This window comes from Acidicapsa borealis (assembly GCF_059115245.1).
In genome coordinates, this window is sequence record NZ_JCACNY010000001.1 from 4,073,400 (window position 1) to 4,097,971 (window position 24,572).

The following is a 24,572-nucleotide window of genomic DNA, read 5'->3' on the forward strand; positions in this document are numbered from 1 at the left end:
CCTTCGCGCTTCCACGCGGAGGCCGCGTTCCTGCACTGGAAAGAGAAGCCCACAATGCAGTCCAAAGCGGAGATTCCATCGAAACCCGAGCCCGAAGCACCCACAGCGTCGACGAAGGAAAACCTCATCAAGGTTGGGCTCGACCTGATGCGCCGGCACGGCTACGGAGCCACAGGTCTCCAGGAGATCCTGCAATCCGCAGGCGTCCCCAAAGGCTCGTTCTATCACCACTTCGGCAGCAAAGAGGAATTCGCCGCAGCCGTAATCGACCGCTACTTCAACATCGCCGCCGAGCATTGCCAGGAGATTCTTGGCAATACACGCCAGGCACCGCTCAGGCGGCTGCGGCGCTACTTCGAGGAACTCATCCGGTCCGCCGGGCAGTCTTCCCCAATCCAAGGATGCCTTCTCGGCGATCTCAGCCTTGAGGTCGCCGGCGCGAGCCCCATGCTGCAGGGTTGCCTCAGCTCCAGCTTCGCCGAATGGCAAGCCAGCGTCGAGACTGTACTGCAGAAGGCCGTCGAGGCAGGAGACTTGCCGAAGTCGATCAAGCCCGGTCCTCTCGCCGGTTTCGTGCTCAACAGCTGGGAAGGCGCCTTGCTCCGCTCGCAGGCAGACAAGAGCGATGCTCCGCTGAAGGATTTTCTACGCTACATCTTCGAAGGCTTGCTGGCGCAGTAGGCATATCAGTCTGCTGCCGCAGTCCTCAACGGCCCGTGATCGTCTTGAGATACTCCCGAAGTTGCTCAAACGTCCCCGACCACCCCTCCTGCATCCCTTCGCGCGCATCCTCAAAAGCCTGCCGCTCGGTCAGCGAAGCATGGATCGGAATCCACGCAATCCGCACCAGCGTCATCCCATCGATCTCGGAAAAAGTCGCCGTCGAAAGCATCTCCAGCGGCCAGTTCTCCACAAACGGATGCCGGATCGGGTTACCGTGTTTATTCGAGAAGATATTCACCAGCACCAACCGCTCCGGCGCGACGATCTCGCGAAACGTCCACTTCCCCCACATCTCCGTTCCGGTCGCAGCCCGCATGCAGTAGTGAAACGTCCCGCCCGGCACCAGGTTCAGTTTGGCCACAGGAATGGTGAATCCCTTCGGCCCAAACCACTTCTTCAAATGCTCCGCCTCCGTCCACGCGCTGAAGACCAGCTCCCGCGGCGCATCGAAGATTCCCGTCGTCACAAACTCCCGCGTCCCCGGCTCTGGCGCCGCTGGCAACCCAGCTTCCACACCACTCAACTCTTCGCTGCCATCCGCCATCCATCTCTCCTCGCACTCGCTCCCATCATAACCACAGAGTTCCCTCAACGCTCTCCCCGAAATGGACCACCATTGGCAGCCGCTGCCCGCCGGGTTGTAGCATCCAGAATGTGGCCAGTCTCGACACTCCTGTCATGTACGTTCGCGGCGTTGGCCCCAAGGTCGCGGAGATGATCGCCGGCAAAGGCATCGCAGTCGCCGAAGACCTCCTCTACCATCTCCCGTTCCGCTACGAGGACCGCCAGAACCCGCGCAGCCTCGACGAGCTGAAAGCCGGCGAGATGGCCTCTGTCATCGCCGAAATCCGCGGCACCGCGCTTCTTTCAACTCGCCGCTCCCCCATCTTCGAAATGACCGTCGGCCAAGGCAACCTCGCGATGAAGTGCATGTGGTTCAACGGCACCTACCTGCAAGGTCGCTTCCGCGCCGGCCAAACCATCGCCCTCTTCGGTAAAGTCGAGCCCTCCCGCACCACGCGCAACATGAAGATGATCCAGCCGCAGTTCGAGCTGTTGCCTGGTATCGGCGAAGACGAAGAAACCCGCCTCCTCGAAGTAGGCCGCATCACCCCCGTCTACGAATCCCTCGGCGGCACAGCCTTCGCCTCCCGCTGGCAGCGTAAGGTCATCTTCCACCTGCTCGAATCCGTCTCCGGCAACGTCCCCGAATGTCTGCCAGAGTCCATGCTGACCCGGCTCAAAATGCCCAGCCGCGAACAGGCTCTCAACGAAGCTCACTTCCCTCCCGAAGGCACACAACAGATAGCACTCATGGAGTCGCGCACCCCCGCCCTGCGCCGCCTCATCTTCGAAGAGCTCTTCTACCTGGAACTCGGCCTCGAACTCAAGCGCCGCAAGGGCCACAAGCAGCTCGGCGTAGCCTTCACCACCGGCGACAAGGTCCGCGCCGCCCTCCGCGAAGTCCTGCCCTTCCACCCCACCGCCGCGCAGAAAAAAGCCCTCGGCGAAATCGTCACCGACATGCGCCAGCCCCACCCCATGCGCCGCCTCCTGCAAGGCGACGTCGGCTCCGGCAAGACCATCGTTGCGCTGCAGGCCATGCTCGTCGCCATCGAGAACGGCTACCAGGCCGCCATGATGGCCCCGACAGAAATCCTGGCCACGCAACATTACCTCGCCGCGCGCAAGCTCCTCAGCCGCTCCAGCAAGACCTACAAAGTCGTTCTCCTCACCGGCTCACTCGACAACGACCAGAAGCGCCGCGTCCGCAGCCAGATCTTCCGCGGAGAAGCCCAGCTCGTCATCGGCACCCACGCCCTCATCGAAGACAAAGTCGAATTCGCCCGCCTCGGCCTCGTCATCATCGACGAGCAGCACCGCTTCGGCGTCAAGCAGCGCTTCGACCTGATGAAGAAGCCAAACGAGGCTGAACCCGACGTCCTCGTCATGACCGCAACCCCCATCCCGCGAACCCTCGCCCTCACCGTCTACGGCGACCTCGACACCAGCATCCTCGACGAGCTACCCCCCGGCCGCACCCCCATCGTCACCCGCCGCGTCGCCGGAGAACGCCAGCAGGAAGTCTGGGATTTCGTCCGCAAACAAGTCGCCCAGAAGCGCCAGGCCTACATCGTCTACCCCGTCATCGAAGGCGCCAAAGACGACCAGCCCGAACTCGACTTCTCCCACGACGAAGCAACGACCGCCGACGCCTCAACGCAAGCTCCACCAGCCCCGGCCAAGAAAGCCCGCAAGAGCACGTCTCGCAAACCCAAGCTCTTCGCCGCGCCCGAACCCGCAGCCACCAAGCCAGAACTCCGCTCCGCCACAGAAATGTACGATCAGCTCCGCAACGGCGCCCTCCGCGACCTGCGCGTAGGCCTGCTCCACGGCCGCCTCGACGCCGACGAAAAAGACGTCATCATGCAGCGTTTCACCCGCGGCGAAATCGATGTTCTCGTCGCCACAACGGTCATCGAAGTCGGCGTCGACGTCCCCAACGCCACCGTTATGGTCGTCGATCACGCTGAACGCTTCGGCATGGCCCAGCTCCACCAGCTTCGTGGCCGCGTCGGTCGCGGAGCAGCCAAGAGCTACTGCATCCTCATGACCGGCGACCGCGTCTCCCCTCAGGGCGAAGAACGCCTCGCCGCCATGGTCCGCACCCAGAATGGTTTTGAACTGGCCGAACTGGATCTAGCCATGCGTGGCCCCGGCGAAGTCTTCGGCACCCGCCAGGCTGGCCTCCCTGGCTTCCGCGTGGCGAATTTAGTCCGCGACCGCGAACTCCTCGAACTCGCCAAGCAGGAAGCCACTCGCTTCGCCGCCGCCCCCGACAAATCCGCCACAGAAGCCGAACGCCAGCGCGTCTGGGAGCACCTGAAAAAAGCCTGGCAACGCCACTACGGCTTCATGGAAGCTGGCTGAAACCCTTACCTGCGCTCAAGCGGCCTCCGATGAGGCCTCGGTGCGCAATGAAAGCTCCGCCGGAAAGCCGTGAATCTCCAGATCCACGCTGACAATCTCTCCCGCCACGTCCTCGCACGTACTCTTCGTACACTGGCAAAGCTCCGTAAACCGCATATGCGCCAGCTGGCTCAGTTCCACGCCGACCCCGACCAGCATCGTATAGATCTCCACGCACTGCGGCCGCTCGAACTCGAAGAGCATGTTGACCAGCCCATCATCGTTCGCGCCCCGGCTCAAGACCCAGCCGCCATGGGCCAGAATCGCGCTCGTCAGGTTCTGGATCAGCCGCATGGAATCTTCCATCGCCGTCGCACGCATCTGCAATGCCCAGGAAGACTCAAATTGCATCGGTGTGGGTGGTAAAGTCATCGGGTTCATTCCTCCTTTCATCGGAGATCCCAGCCATGAACTTGATGAGTGTTCCGGACTGCGACGGTGATGCCTCAATCCGGCACAGTCTTACCAGCTCTTTCCCGCCGCTCCACGCTTTCAAATCTCCAAAACTGTCCGATTTGCCCAAAAGCCAGCCCTGACAGTGTGGTAGCCTCCCTTCAGGATGCTGGTAGGAACCGGAATCGACCTCACGGAAATTCACCGCATCCAGAAGTCGATCGCCCGCTTCGGCGACCGTTTTCTGGACCGCATCTACACGCCTCGCGAAAAGGCGTACTGCCTGCGCAAACGCAACGCCGCCGAAAGCTTCGCGGCCCGCTTCGCCGCCAAGGAGGCCGCAGCCAAAGCCCTCGGCACCGGCATCAGCTACGGCGTCACCTGGCTTGAAATCGAAGTCACACGCGCCCCCAGCGGTCGTCCCGGTCTCACGTTCCACGGCCGAGCGGCCCAGCTCGCGAAACGCCTCGGTGTCGTCCACGCAGCGCTCTCGCTCACTCATACCAACGATCTCGCCATGGCCAGCGTGGCCCTCGAAGGCGCAACCTCCACCTGACCCATCCCAGGCTTCCCGTCGGCCGGCACATTTTGCAGTCACGAAGATGAGTCTCCGGCGGTGATCCCGCATCTCACGTTTGCGCCCCTTGGGACGCAGCTCATCGATCGTGTCGACGTTTTTCGTTCTGGTATTCTCACTCCATCAGGGGAAGGTTACGATGCCAAGCCAAAAAGAACTCCGATGGTCCCAGCTCAAGGTCGGCATTCTCGCGCTCGCCGCCATCGCCGCTCTCACCGTACTCATTTTCCTGATGTCCGGCTCGACGGGCGGCCTCTTCACCCGCAAGCTCACCGTGCGCGCCTTCTTTGAAAATGCCAACGGTCTCAAAATCGGTGCTCCCGTCAGCCTGGACGGCGTCACCATTGGCAACGTGACCAGCGTGCGCATCATCCCCAGCCATGAACCGGCAGCGGTTGAAGTCATTTCCAAGGTCGGAGCAACCTATCAGAGCGCACTCCACGCGGACTCCACCATCGCCATTAACCAGGCCGGCGTCCTCGGTGACTCTTTCCTGGAAATCTCTTCCACCCACGCCCACGGCCCCGAAATCCAGGACGGCGCCACGCTGCAGGTCCAGTCCAGAGCCAGCATTCAGGACGTTGTCGGCTCCAGCCAGGAATCGATCAAAGCCATCACCGACGTCATCCACAAGGTCGGCACGTTGATGGATACGATCAACTCCGGTCAGGGAACAGCCGGCATGCTGCTCAACGATCCCGAGGTCGCCCACAAGCTCGTCCTCACCATCAACCAGATCCAGGCGCTCACCACCGAGATTTCCAGCGGAAAAGGCAGCATTGGCAAGCTCCTCAAGGACGATGAGCTCTACAATCATGCCAATTCCACCATCGCCAAGCTCGACTCCATTGCGACCAAGCTCGATAAAGGCGAAGGCACCGCCGGCAAGCTGCTCACCGACGATAAGCTCTATACCAACCTGACCGCCGCCATCAACAACACCAATGAGCTGCTTAATGACATCAACTCCGGCAAAGGCTCCCTCGGCAAACTCGCCAAGGATCCTGCCCTGGCCAACAAGCTCGAAGTCTCCGTCACCAACTTGAACGCCCTGCTGCAGGGGCTGAACGAAGGCAAAGGCAGCATCGGACAGATGTTCGTCAACCGGTCTCTCTACGACAACCTCGACAAGACCCTCAACGACACCGGCCAGCTCATCTCCGCCATTCGCAAAGACCCCAAGACCTACCTCACCGTCCGCGTCAAAGTCTTCTGATTCCAGTCAGTCCCGGGCCGTGCTCCGCGTGATACGTTTCTATGCAGCAACCTCGTTCGAAAGGCTGCATATCTTACGCGGAAGGCCCGTTCGGCTGCGGCCATTCCCGGCTCAAGGAATCCAGATGAACTCTTTGCGTAGTCTCTGCGCCAGTGCCGCCCGTCGGCACACCGCTCCCGTACTTGCTACAGCCTGTCGGCACACCGCCCTCGCACTCGCCGCCGCCGCAACCCTCTCCCTTACGGCCCATTCCCAATCCGGTCAGCCCAATTTGAACTTCGCCGCCTCCGGTCTCGTCTCCTCCGCCGGCGACGCAGCTGCCCCCGCTCCACCCAAAGACGTCCACAGCCTGGACCTCACCGCCATCGACAAGACCGCCGACCCCTGCACCGACTTCTACCAATACGCCTGCGGCAACTGGGTCAAGGACAACCCCGTCCCCAGCGACCAGACCCGCTGGGCGCGATCCTTCTCCCTGCTGGGCGAGCGCAACCGCTACCTCCTCTGGCAAGAGCTCGACGCAGCGTCGAAGTCGCCGAAGACCCCGCTCCAGAAGAAGTACGGCGACGCCTACGCAGCCTGCATGAACACCGACCTGGTCGAGAGCAAAGGTCTCGCGCCCGTCACCCCGGCGCTCAGCAAGATCGCCGCCTTCTCCGACCCAAAGCAGCTCGCCACCCTGATGGGAACGCTCCTGGCCGAAGGCAACCCAGCGCCACTCTTCCAGTTCAGCGTCGGCCAGGACGATAAGGACTCCACGAAGCAGATCGCGCAAACTGGTCAGGGCGGCCTCTCGCTCCCCGACCGCGACTACTACCTCAGCGACGCCAAGCGCTTCGCCGACATCCGCGAGCAGTACCTCGCCCACCTCACCAAAATGTTCACCCTCGCCGGCGACGCCCCCGAACTCGCCGCGAAAGAAGCCGCCTCCGTGCTGCGCATTGAAACCGCTCTCGCCAAGGGCTCCATGAGCCGCATCGAAATGCGTCAGGCCGAAAACCGCTACCACATCAAGACCGTCGCCGAGCTCGAGCAGCTCTCACCCAGCTTCAACTGGCCCACCTACTGGAAGGCCATCGGGATCGGCCACTTCGATACGCTCAACGTCGCCACACCCGACTTCTTCAAGACCGTCAATACCCTCGTCGAAACCGAGCCCGCCGACGCCTGGAAAGCCTATTTCCGCTGGCACACCCTGCACGGCGCAGCCACCGAACTGCCCAAAGCCTTCTTCGACGAGAACTTCGCCTTCTTCGGCAAGACGCTGGCCGGACAGAAAGAACCCACTCCGCGCTGGAAGCAGTGCACCTCCCTGGTCGACCAGGAACTCGGCGAGGCCGTCGGACAGGACTGGGTCAAGCAGAACTTTCCCCCCGAAGCCAAGGCCAGCATGGACAAGCTCGTAGCCGCACTCGAAAAGTCTCTCGGCGACGACATCAAGACCCTCGACTGGATGAGCGACGCCACCAAGAAGGAAGCCCAGGCCAAGCTGGACCTGATCCGCAACAAGATCGGCTACCCCGAAAAGTGGCGCGACTACTCCAGGCTCGTCATCAAGCGCGACGACCTCATCGGTAACGTCGAACGCACCGCCGTCTTCCGCCGCAACTACCAGCTCGCCAAGCTCGGCAAGCCGGTCGATGAGAAGGAATGGGGCATGACTCCGCCCACCGTCAACGCCTACTACAACCCCTCCAACAACGACATCAACTTCCCTGCCGGCATCCTTCAGCCGCCGTTCTTCGACTTCAAGACGGACCCCGCCGTAAACTTCGGCGGCATCGGCGTCGTCATCGGCCACGAGATGACCCACGGGTTCGACGACCAGGGCTCCAAGTACGACGGCAAAGGCAATCTCCGCGAATGGCAGACCGACGAGGACCGCAAGAAGTTTGTCGAACGCACCGACTGCGAAGTAGCCGAATACGACGGCTTTGAAGCCTCACCCGCCCATGACGGCCTGCCCGCCCAGAACCTCAAAGGCAAGCTGACCCTGGGCGAAAACACCGCCGACAACGGAGGCCTGCGCATCGCCTGGCTGGCCCTGCTCGACACCCTCGCCGCGGAACACAAGTCGATCGAAGACAAGATCGACGGCTATACGGAAGCCCAACGCTACTTCCTCAGCTTCGGCCAGATCTGGTGCCAGACCTCGACCGACCAGTACGCCCGTCAGGCCGCCCTGACCGATCCGCACTCCCCCGGACGCTGGCGCACCAACGGCTCCGTCCAGAACTTCGAAGAGTTCGGCAAAGCCTTCGGCTGCAAGAAAGGCACACCCATGTACCCGGAACACTCCTGCCGCGTCTGGTAGAGGTTTTTCCTAAGCCATGGGGCGCATAGCAACACAACGGATGCGCCCCCATGCTACCGTTATCCCGATTCGTCTCGGCTTCATCTTGAAAGGCTCCCATGCACTTCCTTCGCTCTCGTAACGCCCGCCTCGCAACCGCCATCAGCGCTGTCGCTATCCTCACCGCCGCGATCACGGCCCCGGGCCGGGTAGAGGCACAATCCCTATCCGTAAGCGCCGCCGCCGACGCCAACTCGAAGCCAGCCCCAGTCTCCCCATCCAAGAGCTTCGACACCGCCGCCATCGACAAGTCCGTCGACCCCTGCAACGACTTCTACCAATACGCCTGCGGCAACTGGATGAAGAACAACCCCATCCCCGCCGATCAGGTCGCCTGGGGACGCTCCTTCTCCGTCCTCAGCGAAGCCAATATCTATCTCCTCTGGAAAGAGCTCGACACCGCCGCCGCCAAGCCCACCAGCCCCCTGCAGAAGCAGTACGGCGACTTCTACGGTGCCTGCATGAATACCGCCCTGCTCGACCAGAAAGGCCTCACCCCGCTCGAACCCATCCTCGCCCGCGTCGCAGCCCTCAATAACACCCACGAATTGACCGCCCTCCTCGGCGAGCTGGCTGCCAAAGGCTACTCTGTAACCCCCTTCGGCAGCGGCATCACCCAGGACCTCAAGGACTCATCCAAGCAGATCTTCGCCATCTACCAGGGCGGCACCTCGCTCCCCGATCGCGATTACTACCTCGTCGATGACCAGCACTTCGGCGAAATCCGCAAGCAGTACCTCGCCCACATCACAAAGATGTTCACCCTCGCCGGCGACACCCCTGAAAAAGCCGCCCAGGAAGCAGCCGCAGTGATCAAGATTGAAACCGCGCTCGCCAAAGTCTCCATGGATCGCACCGCCCAGCGCGACCCCGAAAACACCTACCACATCCAGACCCTCGCCGAATTCCACACCGCCGCCCCGGCCCTGGACCTTCCGCTCTACCTGGCCGCCATCCAACTCCGCCCAATCGACACCCTGGACGTCACCGACCCCGGCTTCTTCAAAGGCCTGAGCGACCTCATGGCCTCCGAGCCAGTCGACACCTGGAAGTCCTACCTCCGCTGGCGTCTCCTCCACCGCGAAGCCTTCTCGCTACCCAGAACCTTCTACGACGAAAACTTCGCCTTCTTCAGCAAGACCCTCGGCGGCCAGCTCGAACAGACCCCGCGCTGGAAAGAATGCACCTACTACACCGACGCCGCCCTCGGCGAAGCCGTAGGCCAGGACTGGGTCAAGCAGAACTTCCCGCCCACCTCCAAAGCCAGCATGGACAAACTCGTCGCCGCCCTCGAAAAGAGCCTCGCCGACGACATCAAGACCCTCCCCTGGATGAGCGAAGCCACCAAGAAAGAAGCCGAAGCCAAACTCGCCCAGTTCCGCAATAAAATCGGCTACCCGGAAAAGTGGCGCGACTACTCCGCTCTCAAAGTCCAGCGCGACGACCTCATGGGCAACCTCGCCCGCCAGCAGGTCTTCGAGCGCAACTACGACCTCAACAAGCTCGGCAAGCCCGTCGACGAAAAGGAGTGGGGCATGACCCCGCCCACCGTCAACGCCTACTACAACCCCTCCATGAACGACATCAACTTCCCCGCTGGCATCCTCCAGCCGCCGTTCTTCGATCCCAAGGCCGACCCCGCCGTAAACTTCGGCTCCATCGGCATGGTCATCGGCCACGAAATGACCCACGGCTTCGATGATCAGGGCTCCAAGTTCGACGGCAAGGGCAACCTCCGCGAATGGCAGACCGCCGATGACCGCAAGAAGTTCACCGAGCGAACCGACTGCGAAGTCAAGGAGTACGACGGCTTCGTCGCCTCACCCGCACACGACGGTCAACCCGAAGTTCACCTCAAGGGCGCCCTCACCCTCGGCGAAAACACCGCCGACAACGGCGGCCTCCGCATCGCCTACATGGCCCTGCTCGACACGCTCGCCGCCGAACACAAGTCCGTCGACGAAAAAATCGATAATTTCACGTCGTCCCAGCGCTTCTTCATCAGCTTCGCCCAGACCTGGTGCGAAAACAACACTGATGAGTCCGCCCGCCAGTCCGCCCTCACCGACGAGCATTCTCCCGGCCGCTGGCGCACCAACGGCGTCGTGCAGAACTTCGAAGAGTTCGGCAAAGCCTTCGGCTGCAAGAAAGGCCAGCCCATGTACCCGGCCCACTCCTGCCGCGTCTGGTAAAAACTACCCTCACCACCAGCCACCCTGGCAAGAACTTTTCCGCCAGGGTGGCCTCATCTCACCGTCTCAAATCCACTCTCACAACTCCCTCCCGATTCGCAATTTTCCCCGATACCGGATCAGCCTCCCCTGCGTCCAAACACCAGCAACCACACGGGGTAACGAGTGCGTATGCTTTCCACCGCGCCAGAAACTATGCACAATGACCCCGCACCTTCTACAATGCAGCGAGGGACCCCATCCCAACCCAGCTCTGCTGCGGAACATGAAACCTGCCGGCTAAAGGCTGGATCAGGACGAAGGAAAAGCATGAAGTTCAGGAAATTCGGCAAGACAGTGCTGACCGCTGCCCTCAGCTCGGCAATCGTATTCAGCCTCAGCTCTTGCGTCAGAAGTTTTACCTCAGGCTATCTGTATGTCACGGGTACGGTAACAGCGACGCCCAACGGTAACGGCATTATCAGCGGCTTCAAAATCGACAACAACAACGGCAAACTGATCGCAATGCACGGTCTCCCGGTTGCGAGCGGCGGTGCCAATCCGGTCCGCATCGTGCTCCCGACCGGCGGACGCTTCGTTTACGTGCTCAACAAGGGGACCAACGCAGCCGGCGGCAGCACCTGCACCGCGGCTGATCCCTGCACCACCGCCAACATTACCCAGTTCGTCGTCGGCGGCAATGGCATCCTCACCCCGCAGCAGACGTTTTACACGCAGGGGCTGAATCCCTTCCGCCTCCTCGCGGATGCCTCCGGCAACTTCCTGCTGGCCTTGGATCATGACGCTCCGAGCAGTGCCTACTGCTCCACAGTCGTTCCCGGCGCTACCTCCTGCGGTGATATCTCGGTCTTCGCGATCAACCAGACCACTGGCCGCCTCACGCTGGTCACCAACTCTCAGCTGACCGCCTCGACCGGCACCCAGGTCACCTACTTCCCAGTTCCGGCCAACCCGATCGACTTCGCGCTCGCGGCATCCAGCTACGTGATGACTCTCAGCGGCGAACCGGGAGCCCCATCCGGACAGACCGTTTATCCCTATTCCTACAGCTCCTCCAGTGGACAGTTGACCGTCAGCCAGAGCACCCCTCAGGTGATCACCAATGGTTCCGGTCAGCCCATGGGTCAAGGCACGGCGATCGTATATGCCGGCGCCAAGGTCTACATCCTGGACAACGAGCCCATCACTGTCACTGCCAGCGGCACCACCACAACCAGCCCTTCGCAGATCCTCCCCTACACCGTTGGCACCAACGGCGCCCTCCAGTCCCTGACCGGCGGCGCGGTCCCCGGAGATCCGACCTTGGCCAGCCCCATCTACCTGATCGTCGAGAGCAAGGGTAAGTTCCTCTACGTCGTCAACCAGGTTGGAGCCAGCAGCAGCACCGGCGCAGGCATCGCCGGCTACTCGATCAGCCCGCAGGATTCTGAGCTCAGCGTCGATCCCGGTTCGCCGTGGGGAACTGGCTCTGGTCCACAGTGCCTGCTAGAAGATCCCTCGAACCAGTACATCTACACAGCAAACGCGACCGACTCCACCATCACCGGCCGTCTGCTCGATCCCAACTCCGGCGCGCTTCGTCAGCTGCAGGGCAGCTCTGGAACCTTCCCACTCACCGGACCGGCTACCTGGTGCGTTGCCACCGGCCGTACCAACTAACCGGTCTGTACGCGTCTCACCCTCACAGAAGGGCCCGCCTCAACTGCGGGCCTTTCTGCTAAACCCCGAACCCGGCAAATCCTCCTGCAACAAGCCACAATGGCCGCAGCGGATGCGCCCAAGTTGATCACGAAGGAAACGCATGAAGTTCGGCAAAGTCGGCACAATCGGGAAAGTAACCCTGGTTTCCGCCATCGCACTCGTATTGGCTACCTTATTCACCGCCTGCGGCACCCTGACGGTCGGATTTCTCTTTGTCGCTACCAATAAGCAGACACCCGGCCAGATCGAAGTCTACGAGGTCAACTCGGAATCCGGATCCCTTCGGACCATTCCCACCTCGCCCTTCCCTTCCGGCGGCCGCAATCCCGTCGCCGAGGCCACTTCGCCCGATTTCAAGTATCTCTACGTCGTCAACGAAGACGACAATAACGTCACGCATTTTGTGATCGGCACCGACGGTAAGCTCTATCCCCAGAGCACGGTCAATACCCCCGGATCCTTCCCGCTGGCCGTCTCTGTGAACGCCGCCGGAACATTCCTGTACGTCGTCGATCTCCTCCAGCCCTTGCCCGGATGCAGCCAGACCAACACCTGCCCTGGGGACGTAGCCGTCTACCCGATCGATCCCAAAACAGGAGTCCTGGGCACACCGGTTGCCAACTCCAGCGCCTACCCGAATTACTGGCCCCTTACACTGTCCGCTTCAAACACGAAGACAGTGCTCACCCCGACCGCCATTGTCACCTCGCCGACCGGCAACAGCCTCTACGTGACCGCGTACAATGCGGTCACCGGCATCGGCTACCTCTTCGCCTATGCGGCCAACTCCGACGGCACGCTCACCTTGCTGAACGGCGGCACCCCCATCCCAGCCGGCGCATCCCCGGTCGCTCTCGCCACGGACTCGGTCGGCTCGTTCCTTTACGTTGCCGACAAGTTGAAAGGTCAAATCTCCACATACGCCATCGGGGCCACCGGCGACGTCACTCTGCAGAGCACCGTTGCCTCTGGCAGCCTGCCCACCGCGCTGACCATCGACCAGGACAAGTTCCTCTACGTTTCCAATTCAGGCGATTCCACCGTGACGGGCTACGCCATCAACGCCGGCACGCTCACCTCGATCGCATCCAACGCAACCGATACACAGCCCGTCGCCGTCACCGTCGACCCGCGCCACCTCGGTTTCCTCTACACCGTCAACTTCCTGGGCAACTCGCTCAGCGGTTACAAGATCGATCCGAACAGCGGAACGCTCATCAACACCAAGCGCTCCCCCTTCGTTTCGAGTGTCCAGCCGACCGCCGTTGCAGGCATTCCGCACTCCGGAACTGCACCCAAGTAAAGCCAACGACGGATGACCCTCACTGGAAAAGCGCGTCCAAGTTACACCAGCTTCTCGTACATGTTGCAAGGCGCGCTTCCAGTGAAACCAGTTCCAGCAGTCGCACTGCATCCTAGCCGAAGGCCATCTTGACCTCATACAATCAAGATGGACAACCTAAACCAGTTCGAATTGGGTCCCGCGCTCGTGGCCCACAATGAAGGAAACAGATGAAGTTCAGCAAAGCCGGCCAAGTTTCTCTGGTCTCCGCCACCGCACTTATACTGGCCTGCGCATTTACCGCTTGCAGCCCTGTCACGATCGACTACGTGTTCGTCACCGGTAACAAGGCCAACCCCGGTCAGATCCAGACATTCGTTGCCGACCGCGTCTCCGGCGCTCTCAGCCCTGTCGGCAAAGCCATCTCCTCCGGCGGTGTGGACCCCGTCGCGGAAGCCGTTTCAACGGATTTCCAGCATCTCTACGTAGCCAACCAGGGCGACAGCACCATCGTAGAATTCAATATTTCCGGTAGTGGCGTGCTCACCTCGGCCAAGACCACCACCCTCAGCGCCGAAGGCAACACCCCTGTCTCCATCTCCATGAGCGGAGACGGCAAGCTTCTGTACGTCGCCAACAAGTACCAGCCCGGCTGCTCCAGCGCCAGCGAGACCCCCTGTGGCGGGGCTCTGGCGGTCTTCCCCGTAGGTTCCGACGGTTCCCTCGGTGCGTCTATCGCCCAGGGTTCTCTCAACTACGTTCCCGTCGGTGTCAATCCCACCGCGGTCAATGCCCTGGCCAGCGGCATCGCCGCCTACGTCACTTCGTATGACTCCACCAAGGGCAACGGCTACGTGTACGGCTACGCTTCCAGCTCAGGCACTCTCACTGCCCTCGCCGGCAGTCCCTTCGCCGCCGGCGTCAAGCCAGTTTCTCTCGCCAGCGATCCGACCAGCCGTTTCGTCTACGTCACCGACTTCGCTCAGAACCAACTGATCGCCTACGCCATCATCGACCAGGGCGTTCTTCACCCGCTGATCAACGGACCCTTCAAGACCGGCAACCAGCCCACCGGCATCCAGATCGACCCCCGCGGCCTCTACATCTACTTGGCCAACGAGCTCGACAACTCACTCTCCGCCTACGCCATCGACAAGGCAACCGGTACCCCGTCGGCAGCCGTCAATACCAGCGGCACCACCGTCAACTCAACCGGCACCCAGCCCGTTGCCGTGATCATTGATCCCGGATTTGGCCGCTACGTCTACACCGCCAACAACCTGGACAACTCACTCTCCGGCTTCAAGATCAATCCCAACACCGGCACTCTTACGGCCACCCAGAACGGCCCCTATCCGAGCATCGGGCTGCCGACAGCACTGGCCTCGGTACCACGTGGCAACCACTCCATCCAGATCAACCAGCCGTAATCCCAGTCTGTTCCCACCCTGTTCCCAGGTTGACACACCGCACCAGAAAGGGCAGCTCCCGAAAGGAAGCTGCCCTTTTCCTTGCTTACAATTCGCCACAAAAAGCGCATAATAGGAAAACAATCCCGGTTGCCTTTCCTTTTCTCGGCGTCATTCCCGCAGGGAATCTGTTGTTAACCGCCCTTAAGCCCCACTTAAGCGCATCAAAACGAGCGTCAACTGACTCATGCAAAAAGGCTTACCAGCCAAAGCGGGGGTACCCCCCCTTTCTGTCAATTTCACCCGAAAAATCGCTGAAATTAGGCGCCCATCCACTTCCGCAGCAGCTTCTGAGCCGGCTTTTCAACGACGTAAAGCGTCAACAACCCAAGCGATACGATGATCGGATAGCTGATCCACTTGCTGAAACGGTTCAGGTCCAGCATGTTCCAGACGTTGAAGTGAATCATATAAAGGCAGTAGCTCGACTCGCCAACAAAGACAAACAACCTCAACCCAAAGAACTTCGACAGCACGTTGACTCCGGAGAGGCCCAGGATCAGGCAGCCAAACAGCGGCATCAGCATCCCATCATGGATCAGCGGATACGGTGGCCTCATCACCAGCACGCCATAGATACCGGCAAATCCAACCAGCCCAATCACCACCCGCAGCCACCCCAGACGCGGCACAATCTCATCCAGACTCGCCAGCAGCACGCCAAAGACGAAACTGGGGAGATGGGGCAGAGGCGTGGCCTTCAGTGCCTCCAGCCAATAACCGCTCGACATCCGGTCCACATGATCCAGATGATCGGGATTGAGCAGGAAGTAGAGCGTGCCAGGAATCATCCCTAGCACCCAAAGCGCACCCAGCCGCAAGAGATGCCCAGAGAGCTTCCGCGCCGGCTTCAGAGCAGCAATCCACGGGAACATGACGTAGTAGGCAGTCTCCGCCGACATCGTCCACGCAGGCGTATTCCAGAACGTAGCGATCACCGGAATCCAGCCCTGCAGCAGGAGCGGCGTCAGCCCCACCCCCAGCCAGAACATGTCCGTAGTATGCGTAGCCCGCTCGCCGGCAAGCGTCTGCCAGCCCAGCCCCAGCGCCAGAATGTACACCGGATAGAGCCGCGTAAACCGCGCCTTCCAGAACTTCACATTGTCCAGTTTGCCTTCCCGAGCGCGCCCCGCGTAGTTATACGCCAGCACAAAGCCGGAAAGCATAATGAAGAAGCTGACCGAAAGATAGCCGGCGTCCACCACCGGAGCCAGAGGCCCGAAGGACTTAGGATCACCAAAATGGAAGAAGACAATATTCAGCGCTGCGAAACAGCGCAGCCCCGTCAGGGCGTTTAACCGGGCTGGCTTTTGGACTTCCACTCGCAGTTAGACGCTAGACTACTAGGGCAGGAAACAGGAAGTTGTTAAGACTTGATCGAACTCGGAAGAAAGCACGGACGCGGAACAAAGGCTACGAAGTAACCAGCGATCCAACCTTCTCACCCAACGCAACCCTGCGGATATTCCCCGCCTGATTCATGTTGAAGATGATCATTGGAAGGTTATTGTCCTTGCACAGGCTTACAGCAGTCAGGTCCATGACCTTGAGGCCCTGCTTCAGGATCTCCATGTAGGTGATCTCGTCGTACTTCACTGCATCCTTGAAGAGCACAGGATCGGCGTTGTAGATGCCCTCAACCTTGGTACCCTTCATCAGCACATCGGCCTTGATCTCCATCGCGCGGAGTGATGCGGCGGTATCGGTCGAGAAGAAAGGATTGCCAATGCCGGCAGCAAAGATCACCACGCGGCCCTTTTCAAGGTGGCGCACAGCGCGGCGCCGAATGTAAGGCTCAGCAATCTGGTCCATGGCAACTGCCGTCATCACACGACACTGGACATCGTGCTTCTCAATCGCATCCTGCAAAGCAATTGCATTGATGACAGTCGAGAGCATTCCCATGTTGTCAGCGGAGACGCGGTCCATGTCCTTGGCGTGCTCGGCGACGCCGCGAAAGAAATTGCCACCACCGACGACGATCGCCACTTCCACGCCAAGAGCGCGGACTTCGACAACTTCGTTGGTGATTTCAATGACGCGCTCTGCATCCAGGCCGAAACCCTTCTTGCCGGCGAGCGCCTCCCCTGAGAGCTTGAGTACGATCCGCTTATACATACCCTTTCGAGTATCGCATATACGGCGTTCTGCTTCCCCCGTAACCTGAGACAGCACAGCCCGGAAGGCCGCGCATTCCGAGTTCAATCCTTCTCAATCACCGCTTCAGGGCGCTGCGCATATTCTGCCCAGGAACCGTCGTAGAGACTGACGTATTTGGCTCCTGCGATCTCTAGACCTAAGGCCACAACAGCAGCAGTCACGCCGGAACCGCAAGTCGTCGTAATCGGTGCAGCAAGATCAACACCCTTGGCCGCAAAGACCTCACGCAGCTTGTAAGCAGACTTGAGACTTCCCTGCTCCAGCAACTCCGTAAATGGCACGCTGGTAGCCCCCGGCATATGCCCAGAAGACAGGCCCGGCCTTGGCTCCGGCGCGGTCCCAGCAAAACGCCCAGCCGATCGCGCATCGAGAATCTGCGCCTTCTGCTGAATCAGCTCCTGAATCTCCGTAAACTCCCTCACCGCGCCGCCGTTCAGCACGGCTTGAAAGGAAGCAACCTTCCGCCGCACTTCGCCAGACTCGACCGGCAACCCACCATCGGTCCAGGCCTTCAATCCGCCATCCAACAGAAAGACCCGCTCAGCCCCAAACGTACGGAACATCCACCACGCACGAGGTGCAGAAAACACACCTTCCTGCTCATAAATCACGATGGTCATTCCATCACCAACACCAAGCGCAGAAGCCTTGCGCGCAAACTCTTCCGCTGAAGGCAGAGTATGTGGCAGCCCGGAAGAATGATCCGAAAACTCCTCAATATCGAAGTAGACCGCACCCGGGAGATGCTTCTCAACATAACGCCCACGCACGTCCGGTGCAGGCGAAACCCCAACCGGCGGCAACGTTGCATCAAGTATCACCAGATTCGGCTCATTCAAGTGACTACTAAGCCATTCAATAGAAACTAGAGGATTCATCGGATTAGCTTATCTTCTTCTACTTGTCGTCACCAACATATGCCGACAGGATGATCGACCAACCAAGGAGCATTGTTACCAGGGATTCACTAAGGTCAACCACAGGCCCTGGAAATCTGCGACATTTCGCGTGACGAGCGCTAGATCATATTCGAGAGCCGTAGCAGCAATCAATCCGTCTGCTGTGGATACTGTGCTTGCCGGCAAGTTTTCAATTCCAAGCCTGATTTCGCCGAGAGTGATAACGCTGACAAACAGACTTTCAGGATCGGCATTCCGAAACCACTGCTGCACCTTATGGCTCGGAGCAGGCTTCGCAAATTCAGAAATGACATTGGTGTCGATCAGGAAACCACTCACTCGGAGACCTATCAGAACTCAGCGGGGACAGGGTAATCGTGCACTCTCTCGAACTCAAGGCCAGAATCACGCAATGGCGATGACATCAAAAAATCGGCAAAGTTCTGCTTGCTCGGCTTAACCGAGGGCGGAATGGGCGCAGACTTCAGCGCATGAAGCAGAACAGCTTCCACATTCCGAAAGGCTCCGGTAGCCATGCGCTGCTCAATCAGCAATTCGATCTCGGGTTCATGAATTTCGACGCTCATATGGCTACCTCCTTGTTTGAGTATCTCGTTGGGAATGCCTCTAGTCAATCATCATGGTGCCGTGAAAAGTCGCTCTTGCCATCGGCGCCCACTCAAGCTACTTCCACGTATGCGCGACGATCGGCAGGTTGGTCACAGGCCAGTGCTCCACCTGCGCATTGGCGTTCGGCGTCACGGGTACCTGCGACCCCGCGGACGAAACGCTGACATTCCATCCGTCAACGACAATCTGCGGAGCCTCGCCTTTCAGGTCCGACGACGACGCTTCGATGGTGATCGTGCGTGTCTCGCCCGGAATCAGCGACACATAGTTGTCGCTGTAGAAGACTGGGAGTACGCGGCTCGTCACGTGATCGAGAGGATTCGCCGAAGTGACCGGCTTGCCGCGACGCAGTTGCAAATGTGTCATCAGCGCAATCTGCTTGGCGGGATTATGCAGCGTTACCGTCAGTTCGACTTTGCCGTTGACGGTGCGGCTGGTCGCCTTGGCTTCAAGCGTGACCGTCTTGAGCTGATCGAGAGCGGTGAGGTCGTCCTGGTGTTCGGGCAATCCACGCCAATAGAAGTTGTCAGAGATGAGCTTGCCAGCCTTATCGCGCAACTCCAGCTTGACGAAGCTGACAGCCGAGTATTGCGGATTGTCCCACGTGCCTGCAATGGGATGCAGATTCCCAAGATCAATCGCCGTGCTGGCCGGACCGGTGACAGGCATCTCGTGCTTCTCGACCTCGGTGCCATCGAGGTTGTAAACCCACGCATACGCCGTAAGCCCGGTAATCGTCGCCGGACTGTTGTTGATCACTTCAATCGAGCCGTTGCTCTCGTTGAGTTGGATGTGGATCAGTTCGCCCGATTTCTTTACCGCGAATAGCGAAGACATCGGCTCGAAATCATGGTGGTAGATCTGCCACACAAAGCTCGGCTGCGCGGGGTTGCTCATCCACGTGATGACAGCAGTCGAAGGATTGAATAGCTTGGCATTGCGCCCCTCGTACATGGCGCGGAAGGCCTCGTAGTTGGCCAGTTGGCTCTTGCGTACGAAGTCTGCCATATTGGCGATCTTGCCGTAGCGATCAGCCAGCGTCTTCGGATACGTGTCGCCAGCCGAAGCGCCGCGGGCCAGATCGTGCTCCGCCCAGGCGTCGTCGATCTGCTCCCAGTCCTTCTTGTCCAGCATGCCTTGCACGCTCTCGATCGTCGGAATGGACGAAGTGCCAATCTCCGTCTTGAACGCCTCATTGAAGTAGTAATACTCACGCGGCGTGCGCCATCGATACGGCCCCCCTGAGTTCACGCCAGCGCCTGAAGTCGAGCTCGGCTGATAGCGTCGCGTCGGCTCCAATTCCTTCATCAGGATGCGCAGCTGATCATCAATCTCCTTCGGCGGAAAGCCCTCATTGCGCGCGCACCACACAGCGATCGCTGCATGATTGCGGTAGCGCAGTATCTTATCCCGCACGTTGGCCATGTACGTTGGCAGGTCGTCAGGGTTCGGCCCATCCGAAGGGTTCGGCTGGAAGAATTCGTCCCACAGCAGCATGCCGTACTTGTCGCAGAGCTCGTAGAAATCCTCGCCCGTCGACTGCCCGACCCAGTTGCGGATTAGGTTCATGTTGGCCAGCTGGTGCATCCTGATCTGCGCCTCAAGCCGCTCGCGAGGAATGCGCTTCAGGCCTTCGTCGAGTCCCCAGTCACCGCCGCGAATGAAAACCCTGACCCCATTCACCGAGATGGTCAGATTCTCCGAATCCGGCACGCTGTAGCTGATCTTGCGCACACCGACCTGGAAGCTCTGCCCATCGGAGCTTGTCCCGCCCTGGTCGAAGCTCAGCTTCACGGCGTACAGGTTCTGAGGGCCGTACCCGTTGGGCCACCACAGCTTCGGATTGATCAGGTGCAGCTTCGGAAACGCCTTCGCATCGAGCGAAACAGTCTGCGAGGAGTGCGCTGCCAGTTCAACCGGCTTCTCCACAGCAACATCGCCAAACTGGGCCTTGAGCACGCCCTTTTGCGGCTGGTCGGTGATGTTCTCAAGCGTGGTCGCAATCACCACGTCTGCCGAGTCGGTCTTCGGCAGCGGCAGGTCTGTCGTCACCAGCGGATCCTTCACGACTACCGGCCCTGTCGAGCTCAGAAACACCTTCGCCCAGATGCCGGAATCGCGATCACGAATGCCAGGCAGCCAGTCCCAGCTGATGGTTGAAAGAAAAGTCGGTCCATCCAGCGCCGTGATGCCGCCGTTGGTCACCATGCCATTGACGATGGTGTGTTCACTGGGCAGACCGGGATGCGGCTGTGGCGTGATCAGCACGGCAATCGCAGCTTTCTCGCCCGGCTTGGCAAGGGTCGAGATATCGAAGATGCCGCGCTTGAACGCACCGCGCATCGTGCCAACCTGGGTCCCATTCACCCACACGTCGGCGGAGAAGTTGATCCCGTCGAAGTTCAGCCAGACGTGGCGACCCTTGTATGCCGCGGGGACTTCGACAACCGTCCTGTACCAGTACGATGTCTTGTTCAGGCTTTCGGGAATTCGGTCAGGGCGATTGTTCTCGCCGTAGAGCGGCTCAGGGTAAACGCCGTTCTTCACCAGCGTCGTCAGCACCGTTCCCGGCACTACTGCGGTATACCAGGACGATGGCTTGTAGGTCACAGTTGAAATCGCCGCGCCAGCATCCGGCACCTTAGCAATGTCCTGCAACTCCCATCCAGACGACACGACAACCTGCCCCGACTGCCCAGCGGCGGCCGCACGCATGCTCGTGATCAAAACGAATGCCGCAACCAAAACTGCGAATGAAACCCGGCGCGATGAAAAATTCGGCAAGAAAGTCGTCTCCTGAAGAGTGGAAAATCGTCTCGACCATCTTAACCGCCGAGACGTATAGGCGTCCCGGCAGTAGCCGATTGCTCGCGGCAAAAGGAAGGCCCGCAGCATGCGCTGCGGGCCTTCGGCTGAAATTCTGAAAGCTTACTCGGCAGAAGTGCCTTCGACGATCTTCGTTGTGGCTACAGTCCAGTTCGGATCGCCAACCTTGAAGCGGGCGAATCGGCGCACGGTGATGTTCTCACCCAGCTTGCCCACCTTCTGCGCGATCAGTTCCTTGATCGAGACGGACTGATCCTTGATGAAGGGCTGCTCGAGCAGGCAGACTTCCTCGTAGAACTTCGCCATCTTGCCCTCGGCGATCTTGGCGACTACAGCTTCCGGCTTGCCGGTGGCCGCAGCCTGCGCCTTATACACTTCGCGCTCGCGCTCCAGATCTTCCGGGGTTACGTCCTCAGGCTTCACATAGCGAGGATCGCTGGCTGCGATGTGCATCGAGATGTCCTTCAGCAGGTTCTGGAAATCGTCCGTGCGAGCAACGAAGTCGCTCTCGCAGTTGATTTCGAGCAGAACGCCGATCTTGCCGCCTGCGTGAATGTAGGTGCCCACGGCGCCCTCATTCGTGTTGCGCGTGGCCTTCTTCGCGGCCGAAGCCATGCCGCGCTTGCGCAGCACCACAAAGGCCGCTTCCATATCGCCCTTGCTCTCCTGCAATGCCTTCAAACAATCGCCCATGGGCGCGCCGGACTTCTCGCGCAGCTCCTTGACCAATCCCGCACCAATCTTCTCAGTTGCCGTCGTCATTTCCGCTCCATTCCTTTGTGCTTCTCAATCCGTTTTGATTCAAATCCCGCCGGAAAGATCCCGGCGCAAGAAAAGCGTGGCGCTTATCAACTGGCGGCCACGCTTTCATCTTGCTACGCGCTCGTCGCGCCGATGATTACAGGGCTGTTTCAGCCGGCTCTGCTTCAGCATCCAGAGCAGAAACTACGCCCGGAGCCTTGCGGATACCGCCGCCGAGGGCCGCTTCGAGGTCAACTACTTCCTCGACCGGTTCGCCAGCTTCTTCGCCTTCTTCCGCATTCAGCGTAACCAGCTCAGCCGGTGCTTCCGCTTCCGCAACCTGCTCGAACTGCTTGTCGCCAACCAGCTGTACGCCTTCGACTGCCGAATCCGAAATCTTCGAAGTGAAGAGGCGGATCGCACGCAGCGCATCGTCGTTGCCTGGGATCACGTAGTCGACCACGGTCGGGTCGCAGTTCGTGTCCACTACGGCGACGACCGGGATGCCGAGCTTCTTGGCTTCCTTCACGGCGATCGCTTCGTTGTTTGAGTCGACGATGAAGAGCGCATCAGGCAGCCGCTTCATGTTCTTGATACCGGCCAGGTTCGCTTGCAGATGCTTACGCTCGCGCTCCAGCTTGATGACTTCCTTTTTGGTGAGCAACTCATAGCGGCCATCGGTCGCCATTTCGTCCAGTTCCTGCAGACGCTTGACCGACTTCTGCACGGTCACCCAGTTGGTGAGCAGTCCACCCAGCCAGCGCTGGTTGATGTACGGCATACCGGCGCGGGTCGCTTCTTCGGCAATCGCGTCCTGAGCCTGACGCTTGGTGCCCACGAAAAGAATCGTCTTGCCACCTGCGCACAGGTCGGTGACGTACTTCGACGCGTCCTTGAACATCTTCAGCGTCTTCTGCAGGTCAATGATGTAAATGCCGTTGCGCTCGCCGAAGATGTATTCCTTCATCTTGGGGTTCCAGCGCTTGGTCTGATGCCCGAAGTGCACACCGGCTTCGAGCAGTTCTTTCATGGTAATGGTTGCCAATTGAGCTCCTTATTGCGTTGCATCCGGGCTGGCGTTCGCCTGGTCCGGATTGATGCCGCCAGTCTTGCCAAGGCGGAAATTTGACTACTGAGCGACCAGCTGACAGAGAACAGCAAGAACTGATCTCTGCCAGCTGATCTCTGAGAACTACCGCTTGCTGAACTGGAAGCGTGCGCGTGCACCCTTCTGTCCGTACTTCTTACGTTCCTTCTGGCGCGCATCGCGGGTCAGCAGCTCTTCGCTCTTGAGCAGCTTGCGCAGCTCAGGATTGAAGATGACCAGCGCACGGGCAGAACCCATCTTGAGCGCATCGGCCTGAGCCGAAACACCACCGCCCTTGACCGTGGTGACCACGTCAAAGGAGGAAAGCAGTTCGGTCAGCACAAGCGAGCGCTTGCCAGCCACACGCTGTGCCGGGGTCACGAAGTACTCTTCGTAGCTCTTGCCGTTGACCTTGATCTGGCCCGTTCCGGGGCGCAGAAAAACACGGGCGATCGCCGACTTGCGGCGGCCCGTTCCGTAGTACTGAACCAAATCTGCCATGTGCTCTTTACTCTCCAGGGTTCTTTGCGAACCCTTAAACCTGAATCAGGAATTTGTTATGCCTGGACTTCCAATGCTTCCGGCAGCTGCGCTTCGTGCGGGTGCTTGTCGCCCTTGTAGACCTTGAGCTTGGTGCCCATCTGGCGGCCCATCTTGGACTTCGGCAGCATACCCTTGATCGCTTCTTCGATGATCTTTTCAGGGCGGCGAGCCAACAGGCGCGTGAACGACTCCTCGCGCAGACCACCGGGGAAGCCGGTGTAGCGGCGATACAACTTCTGCTGCGACTTCAGGCCGGTCAAACGGACCTTGTCCGCGTTGATGACGATGACGTGATCGCCCATATCGATGTACGGAACGTACTTCGGATTCAGTTTGCCGCTCAGCACATCGGCTGCCTTGGTGGCCAGGCGTCCCAGGGTCTTGCCACTGGCATCCACCACGAACCACTTGCGGTTAATCTCTTTCGCACTCGGAATATAGGTCGACATCTCGCTCCCGCTTTCAAATCCAGACTTTCGAGTCCGGCCAAATCTTGCTAAAACTGCTCGCAAACACCAACAGAAACCGCCCATGCCAAAAATGGCTCGGGCTGAACCGAAAAACCCACGTCTAAACAAGCCTGTTCGCGTAGGATGCGCGGAACCCTTCAGGGCTTTTAACTTTCCGGGCTGGGCAATGATTGCAAACAACTTAGCTGCAATGTAGCCCGTCTCTGAAAGGTGGTGTGCTCTGCCTCGGCTCAAAACGGACTCAAGCCCAACTCCGGATGAAAAACCACACAGAGCCGTTGCCCAGCAGACGCAACACCGCGCAAGGACTTCAGAATACTTGATTTTGGATCAGGAGTCA

At 59.8% G+C, this 24,572-nt stretch carries 21 protein-coding genes; 9 read left to right on the forward strand and 12 right to left on the reverse strand.

Features of this window, described 5'->3' with window-relative positions:
- The first annotated feature begins 54 nt into the window (after nucleotides 1-54).
- Entirely contained in the window at nucleotides 55-681 is a 627-nt protein-coding gene (locus AC5S27_RS16725) for a TetR/AcrR family transcriptional regulator (protein ID WP_493935704.1), read from the forward strand.
- A gap of 25 nt (nucleotides 682-706) precedes the next feature.
- Here AC5S27_RS16725 and AC5S27_RS16730 read toward each other — a convergent pair whose 3' ends face one another.
- The gene (locus AC5S27_RS16730; RefSeq protein WP_493935705.1) at nucleotides 707-1,267 is read right to left on the reverse strand and encodes an SRPBCC family protein; all 561 of its coding nucleotides are present in this window, start codon (nucleotides 1,265-1,267) and stop codon (nucleotides 707-709) included.
- A 110-nt stretch (nucleotides 1,268-1,377) separates the two neighbouring features.
- Here AC5S27_RS16730 and recG point away from each other — a divergent pair, with 110 nt between their 5' ends.
- Nucleotides 1,378-3,654 carry an ATP-dependent DNA helicase RecG gene (recG, locus tag AC5S27_RS16735; RefSeq protein ID WP_493935706.1) on the forward strand — a complete coding sequence of 759 codons (2,277 nt, stop codon included), beginning with the start codon at nucleotides 1,378-1,380 and terminating at the stop codon, nucleotides 3,652-3,654.
- Between the two features lie 15 nt (nucleotides 3,655-3,669).
- Here the strand turns inward: recG and AC5S27_RS16740 are convergent, their stop codons facing one another.
- Nucleotides 3,670-4,065 carry a hypothetical protein gene (locus tag AC5S27_RS16740; protein WP_493935707.1) on the reverse strand — a complete coding sequence of 132 codons (396 nt, stop codon included), beginning with the start codon at nucleotides 4,063-4,065 and terminating at the stop codon, nucleotides 3,670-3,672.
- A 187-nt stretch (nucleotides 4,066-4,252) separates the two neighbouring features.
- On the opposite strand from AC5S27_RS16740, the gene acpS reads away from it, so the two are divergent.
- The 7 genes from acpS (at nucleotide 4,253) to AC5S27_RS16775 (ending at nucleotide 14,837) form a co-directional block, all read left to right on the forward strand.
- Entirely contained in the window at nucleotides 4,253-4,642 is a 390-nt protein-coding gene (acpS, locus tag AC5S27_RS16745; protein WP_493935708.1) for a holo-ACP synthase, read from the forward strand.
- Between the two features lie 160 nt (nucleotides 4,643-4,802).
- Complete coding sequence (locus AC5S27_RS16750; RefSeq protein WP_493935709.1) at nucleotides 4,803-5,879, forward strand: MlaD family protein; 1,077 nt, start codon at nucleotides 4,803-4,805, stop codon at nucleotides 5,877-5,879.
- A 124-nt stretch (nucleotides 5,880-6,003) separates the two neighbouring features.
- Nucleotides 6,004-8,193, forward strand: a complete 2,190-nt coding sequence (locus AC5S27_RS16755) for a M13 family metallopeptidase (protein ID WP_493935710.1) — start codon at nucleotides 6,004-6,006, stop codon at nucleotides 8,191-8,193.
- 98 nt (nucleotides 8,194-8,291) lie between these two features.
- Nucleotides 8,292-10,424 carry a M13 family metallopeptidase gene (locus AC5S27_RS16760; protein ID WP_493935711.1) on the forward strand — a complete coding sequence of 711 codons (2,133 nt, stop codon included), beginning with the start codon at nucleotides 8,292-8,294 and terminating at the stop codon, nucleotides 10,422-10,424.
- A 309-nt stretch (nucleotides 10,425-10,733) separates the two neighbouring features.
- Nucleotides 10,734-12,083 carry a beta-propeller fold lactonase family protein gene (locus tag AC5S27_RS16765; protein ID WP_493935712.1) on the forward strand — a complete coding sequence of 450 codons (1,350 nt, stop codon included), beginning with the start codon at nucleotides 10,734-10,736 and terminating at the stop codon, nucleotides 12,081-12,083.
- 142 nt (nucleotides 12,084-12,225) lie between these two features.
- Nucleotides 12,226-13,428 (forward strand): lactonase family protein, encoded by a 1,203-nt coding sequence (locus AC5S27_RS16770; RefSeq protein WP_493935713.1) that lies wholly within the window; start codon nucleotides 12,226-12,228, stop codon nucleotides 13,426-13,428.
- Nucleotides 13,429-13,637: 209 nt separating this feature from the next.
- Complete coding sequence (locus AC5S27_RS16775; RefSeq protein WP_493935714.1) at nucleotides 13,638-14,837, forward strand: lactonase family protein; 1,200 nt, start codon at nucleotides 13,638-13,640, stop codon at nucleotides 14,835-14,837.
- A gap of 299 nt (nucleotides 14,838-15,136) precedes the next feature.
- Here the strand turns inward: AC5S27_RS16775 and AC5S27_RS16780 are convergent, their stop codons facing one another.
- The 10 genes from AC5S27_RS16780 to rplM form a co-directional block, all read right to left on the reverse strand.
- Entirely contained in the window at nucleotides 15,137-16,198 is a 1,062-nt protein-coding gene (locus tag AC5S27_RS16780; protein WP_493935715.1) for an acyltransferase family protein, read from the reverse strand.
- Between the two features lie 91 nt (nucleotides 16,199-16,289).
- Nucleotides 16,290-16,994, reverse strand: coding sequence for a UMP kinase (gene pyrH / locus AC5S27_RS16785; RefSeq protein WP_493935716.1), 705 nt, complete (start codon nucleotides 16,992-16,994; stop codon nucleotides 16,290-16,292).
- A gap of 83 nt (nucleotides 16,995-17,077) precedes the next feature.
- Nucleotides 17,078-17,914 (reverse strand): 3-mercaptopyruvate sulfurtransferase, encoded by an 837-nt coding sequence (gene sseA / locus AC5S27_RS16790; protein WP_493935717.1) that lies wholly within the window; start codon nucleotides 17,912-17,914, stop codon nucleotides 17,078-17,080.
- Between the two features lie 75 nt (nucleotides 17,915-17,989).
- Nucleotides 17,990-18,274 carry a PIN domain-containing protein gene (locus AC5S27_RS16795; protein ID WP_493935718.1) on the reverse strand — a complete coding sequence of 95 codons (285 nt, stop codon included), beginning with the start codon at nucleotides 18,272-18,274 and terminating at the stop codon, nucleotides 17,990-17,992.
- 11 nt (nucleotides 18,275-18,285) lie between these two features.
- Complete coding sequence (locus tag AC5S27_RS16800) at nucleotides 18,286-18,522, reverse strand: hypothetical protein (RefSeq protein WP_493935719.1); 237 nt, start codon at nucleotides 18,520-18,522, stop codon at nucleotides 18,286-18,288.
- A gap of 97 nt (nucleotides 18,523-18,619) precedes the next feature.
- Nucleotides 18,620-21,280, reverse strand: coding sequence for a glycoside hydrolase family 2 protein (locus AC5S27_RS16805; protein WP_493935720.1), 2,661 nt, complete (start codon nucleotides 21,278-21,280; stop codon nucleotides 18,620-18,622).
- Between the two features lie 213 nt (nucleotides 21,281-21,493).
- Nucleotides 21,494-22,153 (reverse strand): translation elongation factor Ts, encoded by a 660-nt coding sequence (locus AC5S27_RS16810; RefSeq protein WP_493935721.1) that lies wholly within the window; start codon nucleotides 22,151-22,153, stop codon nucleotides 21,494-21,496.
- Between the two features lie 136 nt (nucleotides 22,154-22,289).
- A complete protein-coding gene (gene rpsB / locus AC5S27_RS16815; protein WP_493935722.1) occupies nucleotides 22,290-23,177 on the reverse strand; it encodes a 30S ribosomal protein S2 in 888 nt (295 codons plus the stop codon).
- Nucleotides 23,178-23,324: 147 nt separating this feature from the next.
- Nucleotides 23,325-23,720 carry a 30S ribosomal protein S9 gene (gene rpsI / locus AC5S27_RS16820; protein ID WP_493935723.1) on the reverse strand — a complete coding sequence of 132 codons (396 nt, stop codon included), beginning with the start codon at nucleotides 23,718-23,720 and terminating at the stop codon, nucleotides 23,325-23,327.
- A 56-nt stretch (nucleotides 23,721-23,776) separates the two neighbouring features.
- Nucleotides 23,777-24,211 (reverse strand): 50S ribosomal protein L13, encoded by a 435-nt coding sequence (gene rplM / locus AC5S27_RS16825; protein ID WP_493935724.1) that lies wholly within the window; start codon nucleotides 24,209-24,211, stop codon nucleotides 23,777-23,779.
- Between the last annotated feature and the right edge of the window lie 361 nt (nucleotides 24,212-24,572).

Excerpts from the sequence above, each read along its gene's own strand:
- AC5S27_RS16725 (WP_493935704.1), top strand. The coding sequence starts at position 55 with ATGCAGTCCAAAGCGGAGATTCCATCGAAACCCGAGCCCGAAGCACCC.
- AC5S27_RS16730 (WP_493935705.1), bottom strand. The coding sequence starts at position 1,267 with ATGGCGGATGGCAGCGAAGAGTTGAGTGGTGTGGAAGCTGGGTTGCCA.
- AC5S27_RS16740 (WP_493935707.1), bottom strand. The coding sequence starts at position 4,065 with ATGACTTTACCACCCACACCGATGCAATTTGAGTCTTCCTGGGCATTG.
- acpS (WP_493935708.1), top strand. The coding sequence starts at position 4,253 with ATGCTGGTAGGAACCGGAATCGACCTCACGGAAATTCACCGCATCCAG.
- AC5S27_RS16750 (WP_493935709.1), top strand. The coding sequence starts at position 4,803 with ATGCCAAGCCAAAAAGAACTCCGATGGTCCCAGCTCAAGGTCGGCATT.
- AC5S27_RS16755 (WP_493935710.1), top strand. The coding sequence starts at position 6,004 with ATGAACTCTTTGCGTAGTCTCTGCGCCAGTGCCGCCCGTCGGCACACC.
- AC5S27_RS16760 (WP_493935711.1), top strand. The coding sequence starts at position 8,292 with ATGCACTTCCTTCGCTCTCGTAACGCCCGCCTCGCAACCGCCATCAGC.
- AC5S27_RS16765 (WP_493935712.1), top strand. The coding sequence starts at position 10,734 with ATGAAGTTCAGGAAATTCGGCAAGACAGTGCTGACCGCTGCCCTCAGC.
- AC5S27_RS16770 (WP_493935713.1), top strand. The coding sequence starts at position 12,226 with ATGAAGTTCGGCAAAGTCGGCACAATCGGGAAAGTAACCCTGGTTTCC.
- AC5S27_RS16775 (WP_493935714.1), top strand. The coding sequence starts at position 13,638 with ATGAAGTTCAGCAAAGCCGGCCAAGTTTCTCTGGTCTCCGCCACCGCA.
- pyrH (WP_493935716.1), bottom strand. The coding sequence starts at position 16,994 with ATGTATAAGCGGATCGTACTCAAGCTCTCAGGGGAGGCGCTCGCCGGC.
- sseA (WP_493935717.1), bottom strand. The coding sequence starts at position 17,914 with ATGAATCCTCTAGTTTCTATTGAATGGCTTAGTAGTCACTTGAATGAG.
- AC5S27_RS16800 (WP_493935719.1), bottom strand. The coding sequence starts at position 18,522 with ATGAGCGTCGAAATTCATGAACCCGAGATCGAATTGCTGATTGAGCAG.
- AC5S27_RS16805 (WP_493935720.1), bottom strand. The coding sequence starts at position 21,280 with ATGCGTGCGGCCGCCGCTGGGCAGTCGGGGCAGGTTGTCGTGTCGTCT.
- AC5S27_RS16810 (WP_493935721.1), bottom strand. The coding sequence starts at position 22,153 with ATGACGACGGCAACTGAGAAGATTGGTGCGGGATTGGTCAAGGAGCTG.
- rpsI (WP_493935723.1), bottom strand. The coding sequence starts at position 23,720 with ATGGCAGATTTGGTTCAGTACTACGGAACGGGCCGCCGCAAGTCGGCG.
- rplM (WP_493935724.1), bottom strand. The coding sequence starts at position 24,211 with ATGTCGACCTATATTCCGAGTGCGAAAGAGATTAACCGCAAGTGGTTC.